Annotated in this window: 13 protein-coding genes and 1 pseudogene; 4 read left to right on the top strand and 10 right to left on the bottom strand. The window is 67.0% G+C overall.

Annotated elements, in window-relative coordinates; translation table 11 throughout:
- Positions 1 to 182 precede the first annotated feature (182 nt).
- Positions 183 to 362 (bottom strand): annotated as a pseudogene (locus ACFPU0_RS23820) (flavin reductase); the annotation flags it as partial.
- Between the two features lie 24 nt (positions 363 to 386).
- Complete coding sequence (locus ACFPU0_RS23815) at positions 387 to 1316, bottom strand: LysR family transcriptional regulator (RefSeq protein WP_377695757.1); 930 nt, start codon at positions 1314 to 1316, stop codon at positions 387 to 389.
- A 106-nt stretch (positions 1317 to 1422) separates the two neighbouring features.
- Between ACFPU0_RS23815 and ACFPU0_RS23810 the strand changes: the two genes are divergently transcribed.
- The 3 genes from ACFPU0_RS23810 (at position 1423) to ACFPU0_RS23800 (ending at position 5711) form a co-directional block, all read left to right on the top strand.
- Positions 1423 to 3150 (top strand): amidohydrolase, encoded by a 1728-nt coding sequence (locus ACFPU0_RS23810; RefSeq protein ID WP_377695756.1) that lies wholly within the window; start codon positions 1423 to 1425, stop codon positions 3148 to 3150.
- 88 nt (positions 3151 to 3238) lie between these two features.
- The gene (locus ACFPU0_RS23805; RefSeq protein WP_377695755.1) at positions 3239 to 4315 is read left to right on the top strand and encodes a C45 family autoproteolytic acyltransferase/hydolase; all 1077 of its coding nucleotides are present in this window, start codon (positions 3239 to 3241) and stop codon (positions 4313 to 4315) included.
- A gap of 76 nt (positions 4316 to 4391) precedes the next feature.
- Positions 4392 to 5711, top strand: a complete 1320-nt coding sequence (locus ACFPU0_RS23800) for an MFS transporter (protein WP_377695754.1) — start codon at positions 4392 to 4394, stop codon at positions 5709 to 5711.
- A gap of 63 nt (positions 5712 to 5774) precedes the next feature.
- Here the strand turns inward: ACFPU0_RS23800 and ACFPU0_RS23795 are convergent, their stop codons facing one another.
- The 8 genes from ACFPU0_RS23795 to mtnA all read right to left on the bottom strand — a co-directional run bounded on the left by ACFPU0_RS23795 (position 5775) and on the right by mtnA (position 17299).
- Positions 5775 to 6017, bottom strand: a complete 243-nt coding sequence (locus tag ACFPU0_RS23795) for a hypothetical protein (RefSeq protein WP_377695753.1) — start codon at positions 6015 to 6017, stop codon at positions 5775 to 5777.
- 772 nt (positions 6018 to 6789) lie between these two features.
- The gene (gene cmk / locus ACFPU0_RS23790; RefSeq protein WP_377695752.1) at positions 6790 to 7476 is read right to left on the bottom strand and encodes a (d)CMP kinase; all 687 of its coding nucleotides are present in this window, start codon (positions 7474 to 7476) and stop codon (positions 6790 to 6792) included.
- Positions 7473 to 9704, bottom strand: a complete 2232-nt coding sequence (locus tag ACFPU0_RS23785; protein ID WP_377695932.1) for a bifunctional prephenate dehydrogenase/3-phosphoshikimate 1-carboxyvinyltransferase — start codon at positions 9702 to 9704, stop codon at positions 7473 to 7475. Before ACFPU0_RS23785 ends, cmk begins: the two co-directional genes overlap by 4 nt.
- Before the next feature lie 4 nt (positions 9705 to 9708).
- Positions 9709 to 10821 (bottom strand): histidinol-phosphate transaminase, encoded by a 1113-nt coding sequence (gene hisC / locus ACFPU0_RS23780; protein WP_377695751.1) that lies wholly within the window; start codon positions 10819 to 10821, stop codon positions 9709 to 9711.
- Positions 10822 to 10927: 106 nt separating this feature from the next.
- Positions 10928 to 12022 (bottom strand): prephenate dehydratase, encoded by a 1095-nt coding sequence (gene pheA, locus ACFPU0_RS23775; protein WP_377695750.1) that lies wholly within the window; start codon positions 12020 to 12022, stop codon positions 10928 to 10930.
- On the bottom strand, positions 12022 to 13107 hold the full coding sequence (serC, locus tag ACFPU0_RS23770) for a 3-phosphoserine/phosphohydroxythreonine transaminase (RefSeq protein WP_377695749.1): 1086 nt from the start codon (positions 13105 to 13107) through the stop codon (positions 12022 to 12024). The genes pheA and serC overlap by 1 nt, the downstream gene beginning before the upstream one ends.
- Before the next feature lie 95 nt (positions 13108 to 13202).
- Entirely contained in the window at positions 13203 to 15980 is a 2778-nt protein-coding gene (gyrA, locus tag ACFPU0_RS23765; RefSeq protein WP_377695748.1) for a DNA gyrase subunit A, read from the bottom strand.
- Between the two features lie 242 nt (positions 15981 to 16222).
- Complete coding sequence (gene mtnA / locus ACFPU0_RS23760; protein ID WP_377695747.1) at positions 16223 to 17299, bottom strand: S-methyl-5-thioribose-1-phosphate isomerase; 1077 nt, start codon at positions 17297 to 17299, stop codon at positions 16223 to 16225.
- Between the two features lie 113 nt (positions 17300 to 17412).
- On the opposite strand from mtnA, the gene ACFPU0_RS23755 reads away from it, so the two are divergent.
- A complete protein-coding gene (locus ACFPU0_RS23755) occupies positions 17413 to 18738 on the top strand; it encodes a TRZ/ATZ family hydrolase (protein WP_377695746.1) in 1326 nt (441 codons plus the stop codon).
- Positions 18739 to 18756: the final 18 nt, after the last annotated feature.

Below are 18756 nucleotides of genomic sequence, written 5' to 3'. Positions count from 1 at the left end.
CGTGGTGCCGAAGCCGATCCCGGAATCGGTGCGCGCAGCGCACCCTAGGGTCCAGGCCAGGCGAAAGGGGGCGGCCTTGTGCACGGGGGAAGATTCGCCCCCTTCCAGGGGGCTAGCGCAAGTCCAGGTTCTACGAACGTGGATGTTTACTCGCGATCGAAATCGCGCCCATCCGTGTCCGATCACGCTTCCCGCACCACCGCCGCATCGCCGATGGCATGGAAATGGCCGCCGGCGATGTAGTGCAGGCTGCGCCAGTGCGCATCGGCCTGCTCGAACTGCCAGTGGCCATCCTTGAATACCCGCGTGTCCGCCCAGGCGCCCACCACCTCGCCGATGAACAGATCGCAGGTCTGCGCGTTCCGACGAAGCGCACCGAGGCCGGCTCACTCACCCTGTCTCTCGCTCAAGCCGCTTTCCCGCCAGTACGCCTTGAGATACTCGATGAACACCTTGACCTTGCGCGTGCTGCGCCGGTGGGTGAGGTAGAGCACGTAGACCATCGGGCCGAAGCCGCTGGGCTCGCGCCAGTATTCGGGCATGACTTCCACCAGTTCGCCACGGGCCAGATAGGGGGCGGCGCTCCATTGCGGGATGAACTGCAGCCCCTGGCCGTCCAGCAGGCAGGCGAGGAGGAAGTCGTAGTTGTCGCTGGACACGCGCGGCACCGGCTGGTTGAGGCGGATGCGCTGCTCACCCCGGGTCACCCACCAGAAATGCCGGTTGAGCAGCGGGTGGCGAAGGATCAGCCAGTCGTGCTGCAGGTAGTTGTCCAGGGTCACTTCCCCTCCCCGGCGCGCCAGGTAATCCGGGGTGGCGCAGAGGGTGATGCGGTTCTCCACCAGGGGCTGGGCGATCACGCCGGGCAGGTCGGTGGGGCCGTCACGCAGGGCCAGGTCGTAGCCGCCGTCCACCAGGTCGACATAGGTATCGGAGAGGTCCACCTCCAGATGCACATGGGGATGCTCGCGCAGGAAGCGGCAGCAGACGGCATTGAGGAAGGCCGGGGCGAAGGACGGCGGCGCGGTGATGCGCAGGCTGCCGCGCAGTTCGTGCTGCAGCTGTTCGACGCCCTCGCTGGCCAGTTGCAGTTGCATCAGGGCCTGGCGGGCCCCTTCCAGATAGATATGCCCGGCCTCGGTGAGCGACATCCGACGGGTGGTGCGCTCGAACAGCTTGGCGCCCAACCCCTCCTCCAGTTGCGCCACGGCCTTGGTCAGCGACGACGGCGTAGTGCCGAGCTGCTCGGCGGCGCGGCTGAAATTGCCCTGTTCGGCAGCGGCCACGAACATGCCCAGCGCGGTCAAACGGTCCATTTTTATTTCCACTTCAGAAAAGAAGTTATGCCGGGGCCAGCGTTATTCCCGGCGCCACGACTGGTTAGTCTTTGCCGCAGACCAACAAGAATCAAGGCAAACCTTCATGAAGCCGATCGTCTCCCTGACCCTCTCCGTCGCCCTCGCCTTTTCTTCTACGGAAACTATGGCAGCCGTCGATCTCATCCTGCACAACGCCAAGGTCTACACCGCCGAGCCGGGCCAGCCGCTGCAGCAGGCGGTCGCCATCGAGAACGGCAAGATCCTGACCGTGGGCACCAACGCCGAGGTGCTGCCCCTCAAGCAGGCGGATACACAGGTGCTCGACCTCGGCGGCAAAGTGCTGATGCCGGGCTTCATCGACTCCCATGCCCACGTGATCAAGGGCGGCCTGCAGATGCGCCAGGCCAGCCTCGATGGCGAGGAGCTTCCGCTGGAGGAGCTGGAGCAGCGCCTGCGCCAGTGGCGCGAAGACGGCAAGGCCAGACGCGGCGAGTTCCTGGTGGTGGGTGGCCTGCCCACCGGCTACTGGGACCAGCTCGACGCCTTCGAACAGCGCTTCAGCCAGGGCGAGTGGGCCGATACACCGATCCTCTTCGCCGGCTGGGACTACCACACCGGCTGGGCCAACCGCGCCATGCTGAAACGCGCCGGCATCGACGCCGCCAAGGTGAAATCCCTCAAGGGCGAAGAACTGGCCACCATCGGCCACCATGAAGACATGCGCCCCAACGGCTTCCTGGTGGATGCCGGCCTCTATTCCGCCCAGGAGCTGATCCCCCTGCCCTCCTGGGAAGAACTGCTGGCCAGCGGCCGCGACGCGCTGAAGTACTACAACAGCCTGGGGCTGACCGCCTGGATGGACCCGCTGGCCAATGAGATTCCCGGCGGCCCGTTGAACAACGATTCGGTTGGCGTGCTGCCGATCTACAAGGCGCTGGGGGAATCGGGCGAACTGACCGCCCACGTCGCCGCCCTGCTGATGGCCGACTCCAAGGCCACGGCGAGGGACCTCGACGAACTGGACAAGGTGCGCCAGCAGTTCCAGGGCGTGCCCAACCTGACCCTGCCTGGCATCAAGGTCTTCGCCGACGGCGTGGCCGAACACCCGGCGCAGAGCGCGGCGATGCTGGAGCCCTACAGGAACTCGCAGAAGAGCGGCGAACTGCTGATCGACCCGGCGCGCTTCGGCGAGCTGGTGAATGCGGCCGATGCCCTTGGCTGGCTGGTGCATGTGCACGCCATCGGCGACCGCGCGGTGCGCGAATCCTTGAATGGCATCGAGCAGGCACGCAAGGCGCGCAGCAGCGGCATCCCCCACTCCATCACCCACCTGCAGATGGTCAACCCGAAGGAGTTCGCCCGCTTCAAGCCGCTGGATGTGATCGCCTCCATGCAACTCTACTGGGCCAGCGCCGACGAGCTGAGCGTCGACCTGGTGCAGCCCTACGTCAGCGCCATGGCCTTCCAGTACCAGTACCCGGCGCGCTCGCTGCTGAAGAACGGCACCACCCTCGCCGGCGCCAGCGACTGGCCCATCACCACCCCCGAGCCGTGGAAAGCCATCTACCAGGCCGTCAGCCGCAAGGGTCCGAAGGGCGTGCTCAACGCCACCGAGGAAATCGACCGGGAAACCATGTTCCAGGCCTACACCCTGAACGCGGCGCGCGCCATTCGCCTGGACGACCGCATCGGCTCCATCGCCCCCGGCAAGCAGGCCGACCTGATCCTGCTGGACCGCGACGTGTTCCAGGTCGAGCCGGAAGCCCTGCGCGACACCCAGGTGCTGAAGACCTGGTTCGCCGGGCGCGATATCTACACCCGCAACCGCTGACCGCCTCGCTTACAGCCACAGGGCACCGCTTCGGTGCCCTGTGGCCGCTCCATCCCGAAACAATCCAACGCTGAACAGGTAATTCCCAGTGAAAGTCCATACCTTCGTCACCGACACCCGGAACCCGCAGCTCCGTGGCCGCCAGATCGGGGAACGGTGGGCGGAGCGGATCCGCCAGACGGTCTCGCTCTACCTCGATTTCTTCAACCAGGTGGACGTCGCCCCCGAGCGGGTGCGCAGCCTGGGCGAGGCCAGCCTGGGCGCCCTGGAAGCCTGGAGCCCGAACCTGGCCCAGGAAGTGGCGGGTATCGCCGAAGGCGCAGGTCTGCCCTTCTGGCAACTGGCGGCGCTGAATGCCCGCACGGAAATCCTCGCGGTGATGCCGACCCCGCCGGAGGGCGAGTGCTCCACTGCAGTGTTCGCGCCATCGGGCGCCGACGCCCCGCGCACCGTGCAGACCTGGGACTGGCACGACTCCCTGGTGCCCCACGGCCTGATGCTGCAGCTGACCGGCGCCGCCGGCCTCGACGTCAAGCTGTTCACCGAGTTCGGCATGCTCGGCAAGATCGGCGTGAACAGCGCGGGCCTGGGCCTGCACTTCAACATCCTCCACCACGCCAGCGACAACGGCAGCGCCGGCGTGCCGGTGCACGCCATCGCCCGCCGCCTGCTGGAAGAGGCACGCAGCGTGGACGAGGCCATCGAGCTCGCCCGCTCGGCATGGGTCAGCGCCTCCACCGTGCTGACGGTGTTCTCCCGTCACGACCGTTCCCCGCGCGCCGCGAGCATCGAACTCTCCCCGCAGGCCACCGCCGTGGTGCTGCCGGGCGAGGACGGCTGGATCACCCACACCAACCACTTCCTCGCCCCCGAACTGGTGCCGGGCGAGCGCACCCTGGATGTTTCCACCACCTATGCGCGCCTCGACCACGTGAACGCCGCGCGCGGACAGATGACCGGCGCCAGCCTGGCCAGCCGTGCCGAAGCCATGTGCGGCGGCCTGGGCGATGCCGCACCGATCTGCTTCATCCCCGACCTGGCCCTGCCGCCCACCGAACGCTGGGAAACCCTGCTCACCATCGGCATCGACACCGAGCACTTCGCCCTGGAATACGCGGCGGCCACTCCGCTGTCCCTCGCGCGCAGCGGCCATGTGCGTTTCTGAAGCCTGAACCCCGGCCGCCGACCCGCCGTCGGCGGCCGCCTGCAGCCCCCAACAACGACAAGACGAGCAAAGGCAAATGGCTAACCAACAACACCCGCAATCGGCGCTCCGGACCTTCTTCGTCTCGGGGATGGGCACCGCCCTGGAGTTCTACGACTTCGTCATCTATGGCGTCGCCGCCGCCCTGGTCTTCCCCCAGGTGTTCTTCCCCGACCTGGACCGCCTCACCGCTACCCTGGTGGCGTTCGGCGCCTTCGGTGCCGGCTTCTTCGCCCGCCCCCTGGGCGGCATGGTATTCGGCCACCTGGGCGACAAGGCCGGCCGGCAGAAGGCCCTGGTGATCACCCTGCTGCTGATGGGCTTTTCCACCCTGGCCATCGGCTGCCTGCCCTCCCATGCCAGCATCGGCGCCGCCGCGCCCATCCTGCTGGTACTGCTGCGCCTGGTGCAGGGCTTCGCCGCCGGCGGCGAATGGGGCGGCGCGGCCCTGTTCGGCATCGAATCCGCCCCGCGCGGCAAACGTGGCCTCTGGGGCAGCTTCACCAGCATGGGCATCGGCATCGGCGGCATCCTCGGCTCGGCGGTGTTCGCCATCGTCAGCGCCGCCTACGACGACAACCTGGCCGACTTCGCCTGGCGCATCCCCTTCTGGCTCGGCGGCGTGCTGGTGCTGATCGGCCTCTACGCACGCCTGTCGAACCCCGCCAGCAATCCGCTGCAACGCCACGAGAACGCCCGCCTGCCCCTGATCGCCGCCCTGCGCTCGCGCCCCCGGGAAATGCTGCTGTGCACCGGCATCGCCTTCGGTTACGTGACCATCGCCTACATCGGCAGCACCTTCTTCCTCGCCTACGCCACCCAGGTCGGCTACGGCAGCACCGAGGCCCTGCTGTTCGACGTGTCCCTGTCCATCGCCATCGTCATCAGCGCCCCCCTGTTCGCCGCCCTCTCCGACCGCCTCGGCCGGCGCCAGGTGATGATCCTCGGTTCGCTACTGATGGCCGCCGGCTTCTTCGTCTTCTTCGCCCTGGTGGGTCGCCACAGCCTGGCCGTCGCCTGCGCCGCCTACGTGGTGGTGGGCGCCCTGATGGGCGCGACCCAGGGCCCGATCCCGGCCTTCCTCGCCGAACAGTTCCCCCGCTCGATGCGCTATTCCGGGATGTCCGCCGCCTATCAGATCGGCGCGGCCTTCGGCGGCGGCACGGCATCCAGCCTGGCCACGGCCATCCTGATCGCCACCGGCAGCCCCTTCGGCGTGGCGGCCTATGGCGCGGCCGCGCTGGCGCTGGTGGCCTTGTGCTCCTTCCTGCTCAAGGAGACCGCGCACCTGGGGATGGATGCGATCGATGCAGAGCCCGACGCGGCAGTACGTGCGGGGGTGGTGCAGTCGGTCTAGGACGATCCATATGGGGACTGATGGGTGTCCCCTGTTTCGCCCCGGCTGACCCGGCACCCGGCATCACCTCGTCTTCTGACGATCCAGCACCAGGGTGATGCTGCCATCCACACTGGATGAGACATAAGGATCAAGGGTCGGGAACCTGTCCGCCGCCCGCTCCAGCAAATACTCCCCCGCGTGCCGAATCCGCTCGCGGGTCGGGTTCGCCAGCCTGATGCTCTCTCTGGCAACGCCTTCGGCTGCCACTTTTGCGGCAGCTCGCTCGATGAGCCCATCCAGCAGGACCAAGGTTTCTCTATCCATCGTTTTGCCCTGAATGCGAATGTCCTGGATCGACGTCGGGTGGCCGACATCGATTCCCCACGCCTGGAATGCCCGGAACCCCGAAGGCGCTGCTGCGGCCTATGCAAGGGTCAGGCCTCACGGGAGATTCGAGTTACCGCTGGATAGTTGGACGCGCCGGGACAGGCGTGATTCCACGCGGTGCAACTGCCGGGTTCAATTCGAAACGGGTCGATGCGATGTTCCATAAGCATGGGCAGGCGGGCTTGAGACCCAATCCTGGCTGAGGAAAGCCCCATCTTCGGGGCCGACTGGGCGTGGTGATTCACGCCGACTGCCGATCGGTGAGCTGGCCCTGTCTTGTTGTGGGAGCGAATTCATTCGCCAAGCAGACCGCAGGTCTGCCCAGGAATCTTGCAGGGGGCAGCTGCGCCGCCCTTGGCGAATGAATTCGCCCCTACAGAGTAAACATCCACGTTCGTAGAACGTGGACTTGCTTTTGGCCCCCTATAAGGGGGCGAATCCTCCCCCGTGGACAAGGCCGCCCCCGTTCGCCTGGCCTGGACCCTAGGGTGCGCTGCGCGCACCGATTCCGGGATCGGCTTCGGCACCACGTCAAACCGCCGGTGCGCACGGCGCACCCTACCCCATCGGCTTCATCCTGCCAGCCCGGACATTCGAATCGTCACAGGCAGAGCCGCTGACTCATGACCACGTCCTCAGGACGTGGTTTCCCACGTTCAAATGAAAACGCCGCAGCTGGGGGCTGCGGCGTTGTCGTTTCAACCTGGGCTCAGTCGTCCAGGCCGAGGGCGGCGAAGGCGCGGAGGATCTTGTCCTGCACCTCGTCGATGCTGAGGCTGGTGGAGTCGAGGATGATCGCGTCCGGGGCCGGTTTGAGCGGGGCCACCGAGCGCTGGCTGTCGCGCTCGTCACGCTCCTGGATTTCCGTCAGCAGGGCGGCCTGGTCGGCTTCCATGCCCTTGCCCTTGAGCTGCAGGTAGCGGCGGCGGGCGCGCTCTTCGGCGCTGGCGGTGAGGAAGATCTTCAGCTGCGCCTGGGGGAAGACCACCGTGCCCATGTCGCGGCCGTCGGCCACCAGGCCGGGGGCTTCGAGGAAGGCACGCTGGCGTTGCAGCAGGGCCTCGCGCACGGCGGGCAGCGCGGCGACCTGGGAGGCGCCGGCGCCCACCTGTTCGGAACGGATCACATCGGTGACGTCCTCGCCTTCCAGGATGATGCGCTGACCACCGCCGGCCTTGGCGTTGAACTGTACGTCCAGGTGCGCCGCCAGGACCTTGAGGGACTCCTCGTTGGTCAGGTCGACGCCATGGTTACGCGCAGCGAAGGCCAGCAGGCGGTACAACGCGCCGGAATCCAGCAGGTGCCAGCCCAGGCGCTTGGCCAGGAGGCCGGCGACCGTGCCCTTGCCGGAGCCGCTGGGACCGTCGATGGCGATCACGGGCACATTGGCGTTCATGCCTGGCCCTCTTCCGCGACACGGATGCCGGCCTGGGCCGCCAGGCCGAGGAAGTTCGGGAAGGAGGTGGCGACGTTGGCGCAATCATGGATGCGGATCGGCGCGCTGGCACGCAGCGAAGCCACGCTGAAGGACATGGCGATGCGATGGTCGCCGTGGCTCCAGACTTCGCCGCCGCCCATGGGGCCGCCTTCGATGACGATGCCATCCGGGGTGGGGTCGGCCTTCACACCCAGGGCCTGCAGGCCGTCGGCCATGACCTGGATGCGGTCGGACTCCTTCACCCGCAGCTCCTCGGCGCCGCGCAGCACGGTGCGGCCTTCGGCACAGGCGGCGGCGACGAAGAGCACGGGGAACTCGTCGATGGCCAGCGGCACCAGGTCTTCGGGGATATCGATGCCCTTCAGCTTGGCCGAGCGCACGCGGATGTCGGCCACCGGCTCGCCGCCGACTTCACGCTGGTTTTCCAGGGTGATGTCGCCGCCCATCAGCTTGAGGATGTCGATCACGCCGGTACGGGTGGGGTTGATGCCGACGTGTTCCAGCACCAGTTCGGAGCCTTCGGCGATGCTCGCGGCCACCAGGAAGAAGGCGGCCGAGGAGATGTCCGCCGGCACTTCGATGCGGGCGGCGCTGAGCTTGTGGCCGCTCTCGACGGTCGCGGTGTTGCCGTCCACCTTCACCGGGTAGCCGAAGCCCTGCAGCATGCGCTCGGTGTGGTCACGGGTCGGCGCCGGTTCGGTCACCGAGGTTTCACCGGCGGCATAGAGGCCGGCGAGCAGCAGGCAGGATTTCACCTGGGCGCTGGCCATGGGCATTTCGTAGTTCATGCCGGAGAGGCGCTGGCCGCCGCGGATGGTCAGCGGCGGACGGCCTTCGGCGCCGGTCTCGATCACCGCGCCCATTTCGCGCAGCGGCTTGGCCACGCGGTTCATCGGGCGCTTGGTGAGAGAGGCATCGCCGGTCAGGGTGGTGTCGAACGGCTGGGCCGCCAGCAGGCCGCTCAAGAGGCGCATGGAGGTACCGGAGTTACCGAGATACAGCGGGCCGGGCGGCGGCTTCAGGCCGTGCAGGCCGACGCCATGGATGGTCACGCGGCCGTGGTGCGGCCCTTCGATGACCACGCCCATGTCGCGGAAGGCCTGCAGTGTGGCCAGGGCGTCTTCGCCCTCGAGGAAGCCTTCGACTTCGGTGGTCCCGACGGCCAGGGAGCCGAGCATGATGGAACGGTGGGAAATGGACTTGTCGCCCGGAACGCGGACGCGTCCGGCAAGTTGGCCACCCGGCTGCGCCAGGTAAATCAGGTCGTTGTTGTGCATGGCGTCCACATAGGCCCTGCGGGCCAGGATTTTGCTGAAATGCTCGCGGGCGAAGCGGGCGCGGGTGAACACGCCCAGCAATTCATGCCCATCCCCTGCGTCGACCGCGCTGCGCAGGGCGTCGAGGTCGGCGCGAAATGCGTCCAGTATGCGCAGCACGGCCTCGCGGTTGGCGAGGAAGATGTCGTGCCACATCACCGGGTCGCTGCCGGCGATCCGCGTGAAGTCGCGGAAGCCGCCGGCGGCATAACGGAATATCTCCAGATTCTCGCTGCGCTTGGCCAGCGAGTCGACCAGGCCGAATGCCAGCAGGTGCGGCAGGTGGCTGGTCGCCGCGAGCACCTCGTCATGGTGCTCGACTTCCATATGTTCGACGTCCGCGCCCAGCGCGCGCCAGAGCTGGTCGACGCACTGCAGGGCGGCCGGGTCGGTGTTCTCCAGCGGTGTGAGGATCACCTTGTGGCGGCGGAACAGGCTCGCGTTGGCCGCCTCCACCCCGCTCTTCTCCGAGCCGGCGATGGGGTGGCCGGGCACGAAACGCGCCGGCATGCCATCGAAGACCTGGCGCGCGGCGCGCACCACATTGCCCTTGGCACTGCCGACATCGGTCAGCACGGCGTCGCCCAGATCCAGGCGGGCCAATTCGGCGAGGAGTTTCTCCATGGCGAGGATGGGTACGGCCAGCTGGATCACCTCGGCACCGTGGCAGGCCGCGGCGAGGTCGCTCTCGCAACGGTCCACCACGCCGGTCTCGACGGCGATGCGGCAGGACTCCTGGTCCTTGTCCACGCCCACCACTTCGGCGAACAGGCCCTTCTCACGCAGCCCCTTGGCGAAGGAACCGCCGATCAGGCCGAGGCCGATCACCACCAGGCGCCCGAAGATAGGGGCGCCCTGTTGCACGGTCATGACATCAGCCACGGCCCAGCACCTTGGCCAGGGCTTCCAGGCAGCGGGCGTTCTCTTCCGGCAGGCCGATGGAGACGCGCAGGAAGCTGGGCATGCCGTAGCCGGCCACCGGACGCAGGATCACGCCTTCGCGCAGCATGGCCTGGTTGATCGGCGCCGCGTCGCGGCCGAAGTCGACGGCGATGAAGTTGCCCTTGGAGGGAATCCAGGACAGCCCCAGGGCGCGGAAGCCTTCTTCCAGCTGGAGCATGCCGGCATCGTTGACGCGGCGGCTCTCGGCGAGATAGTCGGCGTCGTCCAGCGCGGCGCAGGCGGCGGCCAGGGCCAGGCTGTTGACGTTGAAGGGCTGGCGCACGCGGTTCAGCACATCGGCCACCTGGACGCTGGAAAGGCCGTAGCCCACCCGCAGGGCGGCCAGGCCGTAGGCCTTGGAGAAGGTGCGGGACACCAGCAGGTTCGGATAACGGCCCAGATAGTTAAGGCCGTCGGGCAATTCATCACCCTCGGCGTATTCGATGTAGGCCTCGTCCAGCACCACCAGGACGCTTTCCGGCACCTTGGCGAGGAAATCCTCCAGGGCCTGCGGGCCGAACCAGGTGCCGGTGGGGTTGTTCGGGTTGGCGATGAACACCACGCGGGTGTCGGCGTCGATGGCCGCCAGCATCGCGGGCAGGTCATGCCCCCAGTCCTTGGCCGGAACCACCTTGCCGGTGGCGCCCACGGCCTGGGTGGCGATGGGATAGACGGCGAAGGCGTGCTCGCTGAATACCGCGTTCAGGCCCGGGGCCAGGTAGGCACGGGCCACCAGGTCGAGGATGTCGTTGGAGCCGTTGCCCAGGGTTACCTGGGCCGGGGTCACGCCGCAGCGCTCGGCCAGGCGGCGCTTGAGCTCGAAACCGTTGCCGTCGGGGTAGCGGGTCAGCTCGGCCAGTTCGGCGCGGATGGCCTCCAAGGCCTTGGGGCTCGGGCCGAGGGGGTTCTCGTTGCTGGCCAGCTTGACGATACCGGCCGGATCCAGGTCCAGCTCGCGGGCCAGTTCATCCACCGGCTTGCCGGGTACGTAGGGCGAAAGTTTCTGCACGCCCGGTTGGGCAAGGGCGAGGAAGTCACAGGTCATCATTCAGCTCCGCTGGAGCTGCAAGCCTGAAGCCTGAAGCCTGAAGCCTGAAGCAGTCCGGGACTGTTCCAGCTTCCAGCTTCCAGCTTGCGGCTTCCAGCTGCCGTTAAAGTACTGCCTTCGGGTAGGAACCCAGCACCTTCAGGGCAACGGCTTCCTGGTTGATCTTCTCCAGCACGTCCTTGATCAGCGGGTCGTGCTGGTGGCCGACGAAGTCGATGAAGAACACGTAGGTCCACTTGCCGCTGCGGGACGGACGGGTCTCGATGCGGGTCAGGTCGATGCCGTTGTTGTGGAACGGCACCAGCAGTTCGTGCAGGGCGCCCGGCTTGTTGCGCATGGAGACGATGATGGAAGTCTTGTCGTCGCCGGTGGGCGGCACTTCCTGGTTGCCGATGATGAGGAAGCGCGTGGAGTTGTCCGGGCGGTCCTCGATCTTCTCGCAGAGCTTGGTCAGGCCGTAGAGGCTGGCCGCCATGTCACCGGCGATGGCCGCCGAGTTCCACTCGCTCTTCACCCGTTTCGCGGCGTCGGCGTTGCTGGGAACGGCCACGCGCTCGACGTTCGGGTAATGGGCATCCAGCCACTTGCGGCACTGGGCCAGGGACTGGGCGTGGGAGTAGATGCGGGTGATGTTGTCGGTCTTGGTGGTCTCGCCCACCAGCAGGTGGTGGTGGATGCGCAGCTCCACCTCGCCGCAGATCACCATGTCGTGCTCGAGGAAGCTGTCCAGGGTGTGGTTCACCGCGCCCTCGGTGGAGTTCTCCACCGGCACCACGCCGAAGTTCACCGCACCGGCGGCGACTTCACGGAAGACTTCGTCGATGGCGGCCATCGGCGCGCTGATCACCGCATGGCCGAAATGCTTGAGCGCCGCGGCCTGGGTGAAGGTGCCTTCCGGGCCGAGGTAAGCGACCTTGAGCGGCTGCTCCAGGGCCAGGCAGGACGACATGATTTCGCGGAACAACCGCGCCATCTCTTCGTTGTCCAGCGGGCCCTTGTTGCGCTCCATGATGTGCTTGAGCACCCAGGCTTCGCGTTCGGGGCGGTAGAAGACCGGCGTCTCGCCTTCGGGCAGGGAAGCCATCTTCACCCGCGCCACGTCCTGGGCGCAGCGGGCACGCTCGCTGATCAGCTCGAGGATCTTCTCGTCGAGGCTGTCGATGCGCAGGCGCAGGGCCTTGAGTTCCTGCTCGGACATCAGCCGCGCTCCTTCTCGAACTCCGCCATGTAGGCCACCAGGGCTTCGACCGCGTCGAGGCCGACGGCGTTGTAGATGGAGGCGCGCATGCCGCCCACCGAGCGGTGGCCCTTGAGGTTCAGCAGGCCACGGGCGTCGGCGCCGGCGAGGAAGTCCTTGTCCAGGCGCTCGTCGGCCAGGCGGAAGGGCACGTTCATCCAGGAGCGGGCATTGTGGGCAATCGGGTTGGTGTAGAACTCGCTCTTGTCGATGTAGCCGTAGAGCAGGTCCTTCTTCGCCTTGTTGCGCTGTTCCATGGCCTCGAGGCCGCCCTGCTCCTTCAGCCACTCGAACACCAGGCCCGAGAGGTACCAGGAGAAGGTGGCCGGGGTGTTGTACATGGAGCCGTTATCGGCGGCGACCTTGTAGTTGAGCATGGTCGGGCAGCTGGCACGGGCGCGGCCGAGCAGGTCCTCGCGAACGATGACCACCACCAGGCCGCTGGGGCCGATGTTCTTCTGCGCGCCGGCGTAGATCAGGCCGAAGCGGGATACGTCCAGCGGGCGGGAGAGGATGTCCGAGGACATGTCCGCCACCAGCGGTACATCGCCCACTTCCGGAATCCAGTCGAACTGCAGGCCGCCGATGGTTTCGTTGGAGGCATAGTGCAGGTAGGCGGCGTCCCTGGACAGCTGCCACTCGTTCTGGCCGGGAATGGCGAAGTAGTCGTAGGGCTTGGCGCTGGCGGCGACGTTCACGCGACCGAAGCGGCTGGCCTCGTCGATGCTCTTCTTCGACCAGATGCCGGTGTCGATGTAGTCGGCCACGCCGTTCTCGGGCAGCAGGTTCAGCGGGATCTCGGCGAACTGCTGGCTGGCGCCGCCCTGGAGGAACAGCACCTTGTAGTTCGAGGGAATGGACAGCAGGTCACGCAGGTCCTGCTCGGCCTTTTCGGCGATGGCCACGTATTCGTCGCTGCGGTGGCTCATTTCCATGACGGACAGGCCTTTGCCCTGCCAATCGAGGAGTTCCGCCTGGGCGCGTTGCAGAACAGCTTCCGGAAGCGCGGCCGGGCCGGCGCAGAAGTTAAAGGCTCGCTTGCTCACATCCACTCTCACTGGGTAGCGCGGGGGCACCAGTGCCCCCGCATGTTGTCATCTACCGAATGGACAGGCCGGCGACGGCCTGCCCGTTTCTACAACTATTGCTCGTCGCCAGCCGGCTGCGCGTCGTCCTGCTGAACATCGCCGGCCTCGGCATCGGCCACGGCGTCAACGGTCTGCTCTTCGCCTTCCAGCTCTTCGTCCTCGTCGCCGCCGGACGGCTCCTGCACGCGCTCCAGACCGACCAGGGTCTCGTCCTTGGCCAGCTTGATCAGGGTCACGCCCTGGGTGTTGCGGCTGGAACTGGAGACCTCGTCGACACGGGTACGCACCAGGGTGCCCTGGTCGGAAATCAGCATGATCTCCTCGCCGTCCTGCACCTGTACGGCGCCCACCAGCTTGCCATTACGCTCGTTGGTGACCATGGCGATCACGCCCTGGCCGCCACGACCGCGACGCGGGTAGTCGTCCAGCGGGGTGCGCTTGCCGTAACCACGCTCGGAGGCGGAGAGGATCTGCGCGCCCGCTTCCGGGATCAGCATGGAGATCAGGCTCTGGCCTTCCGGCAGGCGCATGCCACGGACGCCGCGGGCGGTACGGCCCATGGTGCGGACGTGTTTTTCCTTGAAGCGGATCACCTTGCCGCCGTCGGAGAAGAGCATGACTTCCTTGGCGCCATCGGTGATGGCGGCGGCGATCAGGGTGTCGCCCTCTTCCAGCTTCAGGGCGATCAGGCCGCTGGAACGCGGCTTGCTGAACTGCACCAGCGGGGTCTTCTTCACGGTACCGAAGGCGGTGGCCATGAAGATGTAGGCGCCGGTGGGCTCGTCCTGTTCGTCGTCGAGGTCGGCGCCTTCGTCGTCGCCACCTTCGGCTTCGACGACTTCGCCTTCGATCACCACACCGTCGTTCTCTTCCAGATCCTCTTCGGCGCCTGCGCTCTGCTGCAGGGCTTCCAGGTCGATCTGCAGCATCGCGGTGATGCGCTCGCCTTCATCCAGCGGCAGCAGGTTGACCAGCGGACGGCCGCGCGCGGTGCGCGAGGCTTCCGGGATCTCGAAGGTACGCAGCCAGTAGACCTTGCCCTTGCTGGAGAACAGCAGGAGGGTGGCGTGACTGTTGGCGACCAGCAGGTGTTCGATGTAGTCCTCGTCCTTCACCCCGGTGGCCGACTTGCCCTTGCCGCCACGGCGCTGGGCCTGGTAGGCGGCCAGCGGCTGGGACTTGGCGTAGCCGCCGTGGGAGATGGTGACGACGCGCTCTTCCTCGGTGATCAGGTCGGCGATGGTCAGGTCCACCTGGGACGCGACGATCTCGGTGCGGCGGGCGTCGCCGAACTCGGCCTTCACTTTCTCCAGTTCTTCGCGGATGACTTCCATCAGGCGCTGGGGGTTGGTGAGGATGCGGATCAGCTCGCCGATCAGGGTGAGGATTTCCTGGTACTCGGCCAGCAGCTTCTCGTGCTCCAGGCCGGTCAGGCGGTGCAGGCGCAGTTCCAGGATGGCCTGGGCCTGCTCGGGGGACAGGTAGTACTTGCCGTCGCGCAGGCCGTATTGCGGGTCCAGGTCTTCCGGACGGCAGGCATCGGCGCCGGCGCGCTCGACCATGGCTTCCACCGCGCTGGATTCCCAGGGGGTGGCGATCAGGCGTTCCTTGGCCTCGGCCGGGGTGGGCGAGGTCTTGATCAGCTCGATCACCGGGTCGATGTTGGACAGGGCGACGGCCTGGCCTTCGAGGATGTGGCCGCGCTCACGGGCCTTGCGCAGCTCGTAGACGGTGCGGCGGGTCACCACTTCGCGGCGGTGACGGATGAACACCTCGAGCATGTCCTTCAGGTTCAGCGTGCGCGGCTGGCCATCCACCAGCGCCACCACGTTGATACCGAAGACGCTCTGCATCTGGGTCTGGGCGTAGAGGTTGTTGAGGATTACCTCGCCCACTTCGCCACGGCGCAGCTCGATCACCACGCGCATGCCGTCCTTGTCGGACTCGTCACGCAGTTCGGTGATGCCTTCGAGTTTCTTCTCCTTGACCAGCTCGGCGATCTTCTCGATCAGGCGCGCCTTGTTCAGCTGGTAGGGCAGCTCGGTGACCACGATCTGCTGGCGGCCGCCGCCCTTCTCCATGTCCTCGATTTCGGCGCGGGCACGTATATAGATGCGGCCACGACCGGTGCGGTAGGCCTCGATGATGCCGGCGCGGCCGTTGATGATGCCCGCGGTGGGGAAGTCCGGACCCGGGATGTACTGCATCAGTTCATCGACCGTGAGCTCGGAGTTGTCCATCAGCGCCAGGCAGCCGTCGATGACTTCGCCCAGGTTGTGCGGCGGGATGTTGGTGGCCATGCCCACAGCGATACCGCTGGAACCGTTGACCAGCAGGTTGGGGATCTTGGTCGGCATGACCGCGGGGATCTGCTCGGTGCCGTCGTAGTTGGGCACCCAGTCCACGGTTTCCTTGTCCAGGTCGGCCAGCAGCTCGTGGGCCAGCTTGGACATGCGCACTTCGGTGTATCGCATGGCCGCGGCGTTATCGCCGTCCACCGAACCGAAGTTGCCCTGGCCATCCACCAGCAGGTAGCGCAGCGAGAAAGGCTGGGCCATGCGCACGATGGTGTCGTACACCGCGGTGTCGCCGTGCGGGTGGTACTTACCGATCACGTCACCCACCACACGGGCGGACTTCTTGTAGGGTTTGTTCCAGTCGTTGCCCAGTTCGCTCATCGCGTAGAGGACGCGACGGTGCACCGGCTTCAGGCCGTCGCGCGCGTCCGGCAAGGCGCGCCCGACGATCACGCTCATCGCGTAGTCGAGGTAGGACTGTTTCAGCTCGTCTTCGATATTGACCGGGAGGATTTCTTTGGCCAGTTCGCCCATGAGAAGCCTGGTTCCTTTTTCTGATGAAACTCCGCCCCGCTCGTCCTGAGCGGCGCGAAGCTCGTCACTGCGGCCTGATGCGGCAGCGACTCACGACAAATCAACGAGTTAAGCCAAGGATCTGTGCAATTGGGCCGCCTCGATGGAGGGGCGGCAATAACTGCCGGAGCTTACCACAGTCACCGCCTCGCACCTACCCCGCCGGGCGGCCCGCCACGGGGGTGAAATGCCGCAGTGATAGCTCAATGCAGGCGTTTGCGGCACATCAACTGGGCCATCTTGGCAGCGTCGGGACGCTCGACCACACCCTTCTCCGTCACGATGGCATCGATCAGGTCGGCCGGGGTCACGTCGAACACCGGATTCACCGCATGGACTTCCGCGGCGACGCGACGCCCGCCCAGGTCCAGCAGTTCGGAGCCGTCACGCTCCTCGATGGGAATGTCGTCGCCGCTTTCCAGGGACATGTCGATGGTGGAACTTGGCGCCACTACCATGAAGCGCACGCCGTGGTGCATGGCGGTGACCGCCAACTGGTAGGTGCCGATCTTGTTCGCCACGTCGCCGTTGGCGGTGATGCGGTCGGCGCCGACTATCACCCAGGTGATCCCGGCGGTCTTCATCAGGTGGGCGGCGGCGGCATCGGCGTTGAGGCTCACCGGCACGCCCTCGTTGGCCAGCTCCCAGGCGGTCAGCCGGGCGCCCTGCAGCCAGGGCCGGGTTTCGTCGGCGTAGACCCGCTCCACCAGGCCGTCCAGGTGCGCGGCGCGGATCACCCCGAGGGCGGTGCCGAAACCGCCGGTGGCCAGGGCACCGGTGTTGCAGTGGGTCAGCAGCGCCTGGGGGCTGCCCTGATGCTTGCGGATCAGCTCCATACCCAGCTGGGCCATGGTCAGGTTGGCCTCGCGGTCGCTCTGGTGGATGGAGATGGCCTCGGCCTCCAGCGCCTGCAGCGGCGTTTCGCCGTCGCGCAGGCGCTCCAGGCGTTCGCGCATGCGGTTCAGCGCCCAGAACAGGTTGACCGCCGTCGGCCGCGAATCGGCCAGCACCTTGAAGTCCGCGTCCAGCGCCGCGCGCCAGTCGCCACCGGCGGCGATGCGCGCGCGAGCCCCCAGCACCACGCCATAGGCGGCGCTGATGCCGATGGCCGGCGCACCGCGCACCACCATCTGGCGAATGGCCTGGGCCACGCCCTCGGCGGAGTCGTAGGCGAGCCAGATTTCCTCGGCCGGCAGCAGGCGCTGGTCAAGCAGGTGGAGCACGCCGTCCCGCCAGTCGATGGCCTTGACCTTCTCGGCTGCTAACAGTTGTTCACGCATCGACCACCTCGCCACCCGTAACTCGCGGAAAAACCGCAGATTATAGCGAGCCGGAGCCCTTCTGGCTCGGGTATACTGCCGCCACTTCAATTTTGCGCCCGGGATGCGCCGCCATGCCCAGTTCCAACGCTCCGCTCGATCTGCTCCTGCTCCCGTCCTGGATAGCCCCGGTGGAACCCGCCGGCGTCGTGCTGCGGGACCATGCGCTGGGCATCCGCGACGGCCGCATCGCCCTGCTCGCCCCGCGGGACGTCGCGCTGCGCCATGGGGCCCTGGAACTCCGCGAACTGCCCGGCATGCTGCTGGCGCCGGGCCTGATCAACGCCCATGGCCACGCCGCCATGACGCTGTTCCGCGGACTGGCCGACGACCTGCCGCTGATGACCTGGCTACAGGAACACATCTGGCCCGCCGAGGCCAAGTGGGTCGACGAGTCGTTCGTCCGCGACGGCACCGAACTGGCCGTGGCCGAGCAGATCAAGGGCGGCATCAGTTGCTTCTCCGACATGTACTTCTTCCCGGCCCAGGCCAGCGCCGTCATCCATAACGCAGGCATCAAGGCGCAGCTGGCGATCCCGGTGCTGGACTTCCCGATTCCCGGCGCCGCCGACGCGGCCGAAGCCATCCGCCGCGGCGTCGAGCTGTTCAGCGACCTCAAGCACCACCCGCGCATCAAGGTCGCCTTCGGCCCCCACGCACCCTACAGCGTCAGCGACGACAAGCTGGAGAACATCCGCGTGCTGGCCGAGGAACTGGACGCCGGCATTCATATGCACGTCCAGGAAACCGCCTTCGAGGTCCAGCAGAGCCTGGAGCTGCGCGGCGAGCGGCCGATGGCGCGGCTCGCCCGCCTGGGCCTGCTGGGGCCGCGCTTCCAGGCCGTGCACATGACCCAGGTGGACGAGGCCGACCTGGCCATGCTGGTGGAAAGCAACAGCAGCGTGATCCACTGCCCCGAATCCAACCTCAAGCTGGCCAGCGGTTTCTGCCCGGTGGAACGCCTCTGGCAGGCCGGCGTGAACGTCGCCATCGGCACCGACGGCGCGGCCAGCAACAATGACCTGGACCTGCTCGGCGAAACCCGCACCGCCGCCCTCCTGGCCAAGGCGGTCGCCGGTTCGGCCAGCGCCCTGGACGCCCACCGCGCCCTGCGCATGGCCACCCTGAACGGCGCAAGGGCCCTGGGGATCGACCAGGACACCGGCTCCCTGGAAGTCGGCAAGGCCGCCGACCTGGTGGCCTTCGACCTCTCCGGGCTGGCCCAGCAGCCGGTCTACGACCCGGTTTCCCAACTCATCTATGCCACCGGGCGCGACGCGGTGCGGCACCTCTGGGTCGACGGCAGGCAACTGCTGGACGACGGCCGCCTGACCCGCCTGGACGAAGAGCGCCTGGGCGCCACCGCCCGCGCCTGGGGCGAGCGCATCGCCGGCCACTGAATTCTGATTCGAGGACAT

Source organism: Pseudomonas sp. GCM10022186 (assembly GCF_042656385.1).
In the GTDB taxonomy this organism is placed as follows: domain Bacteria; phylum Pseudomonadota; class Gammaproteobacteria; order Pseudomonadales; family Pseudomonadaceae; genus Metapseudomonas.
This window is presented reverse-complemented; position numbering and strand designations above follow the sequence as displayed.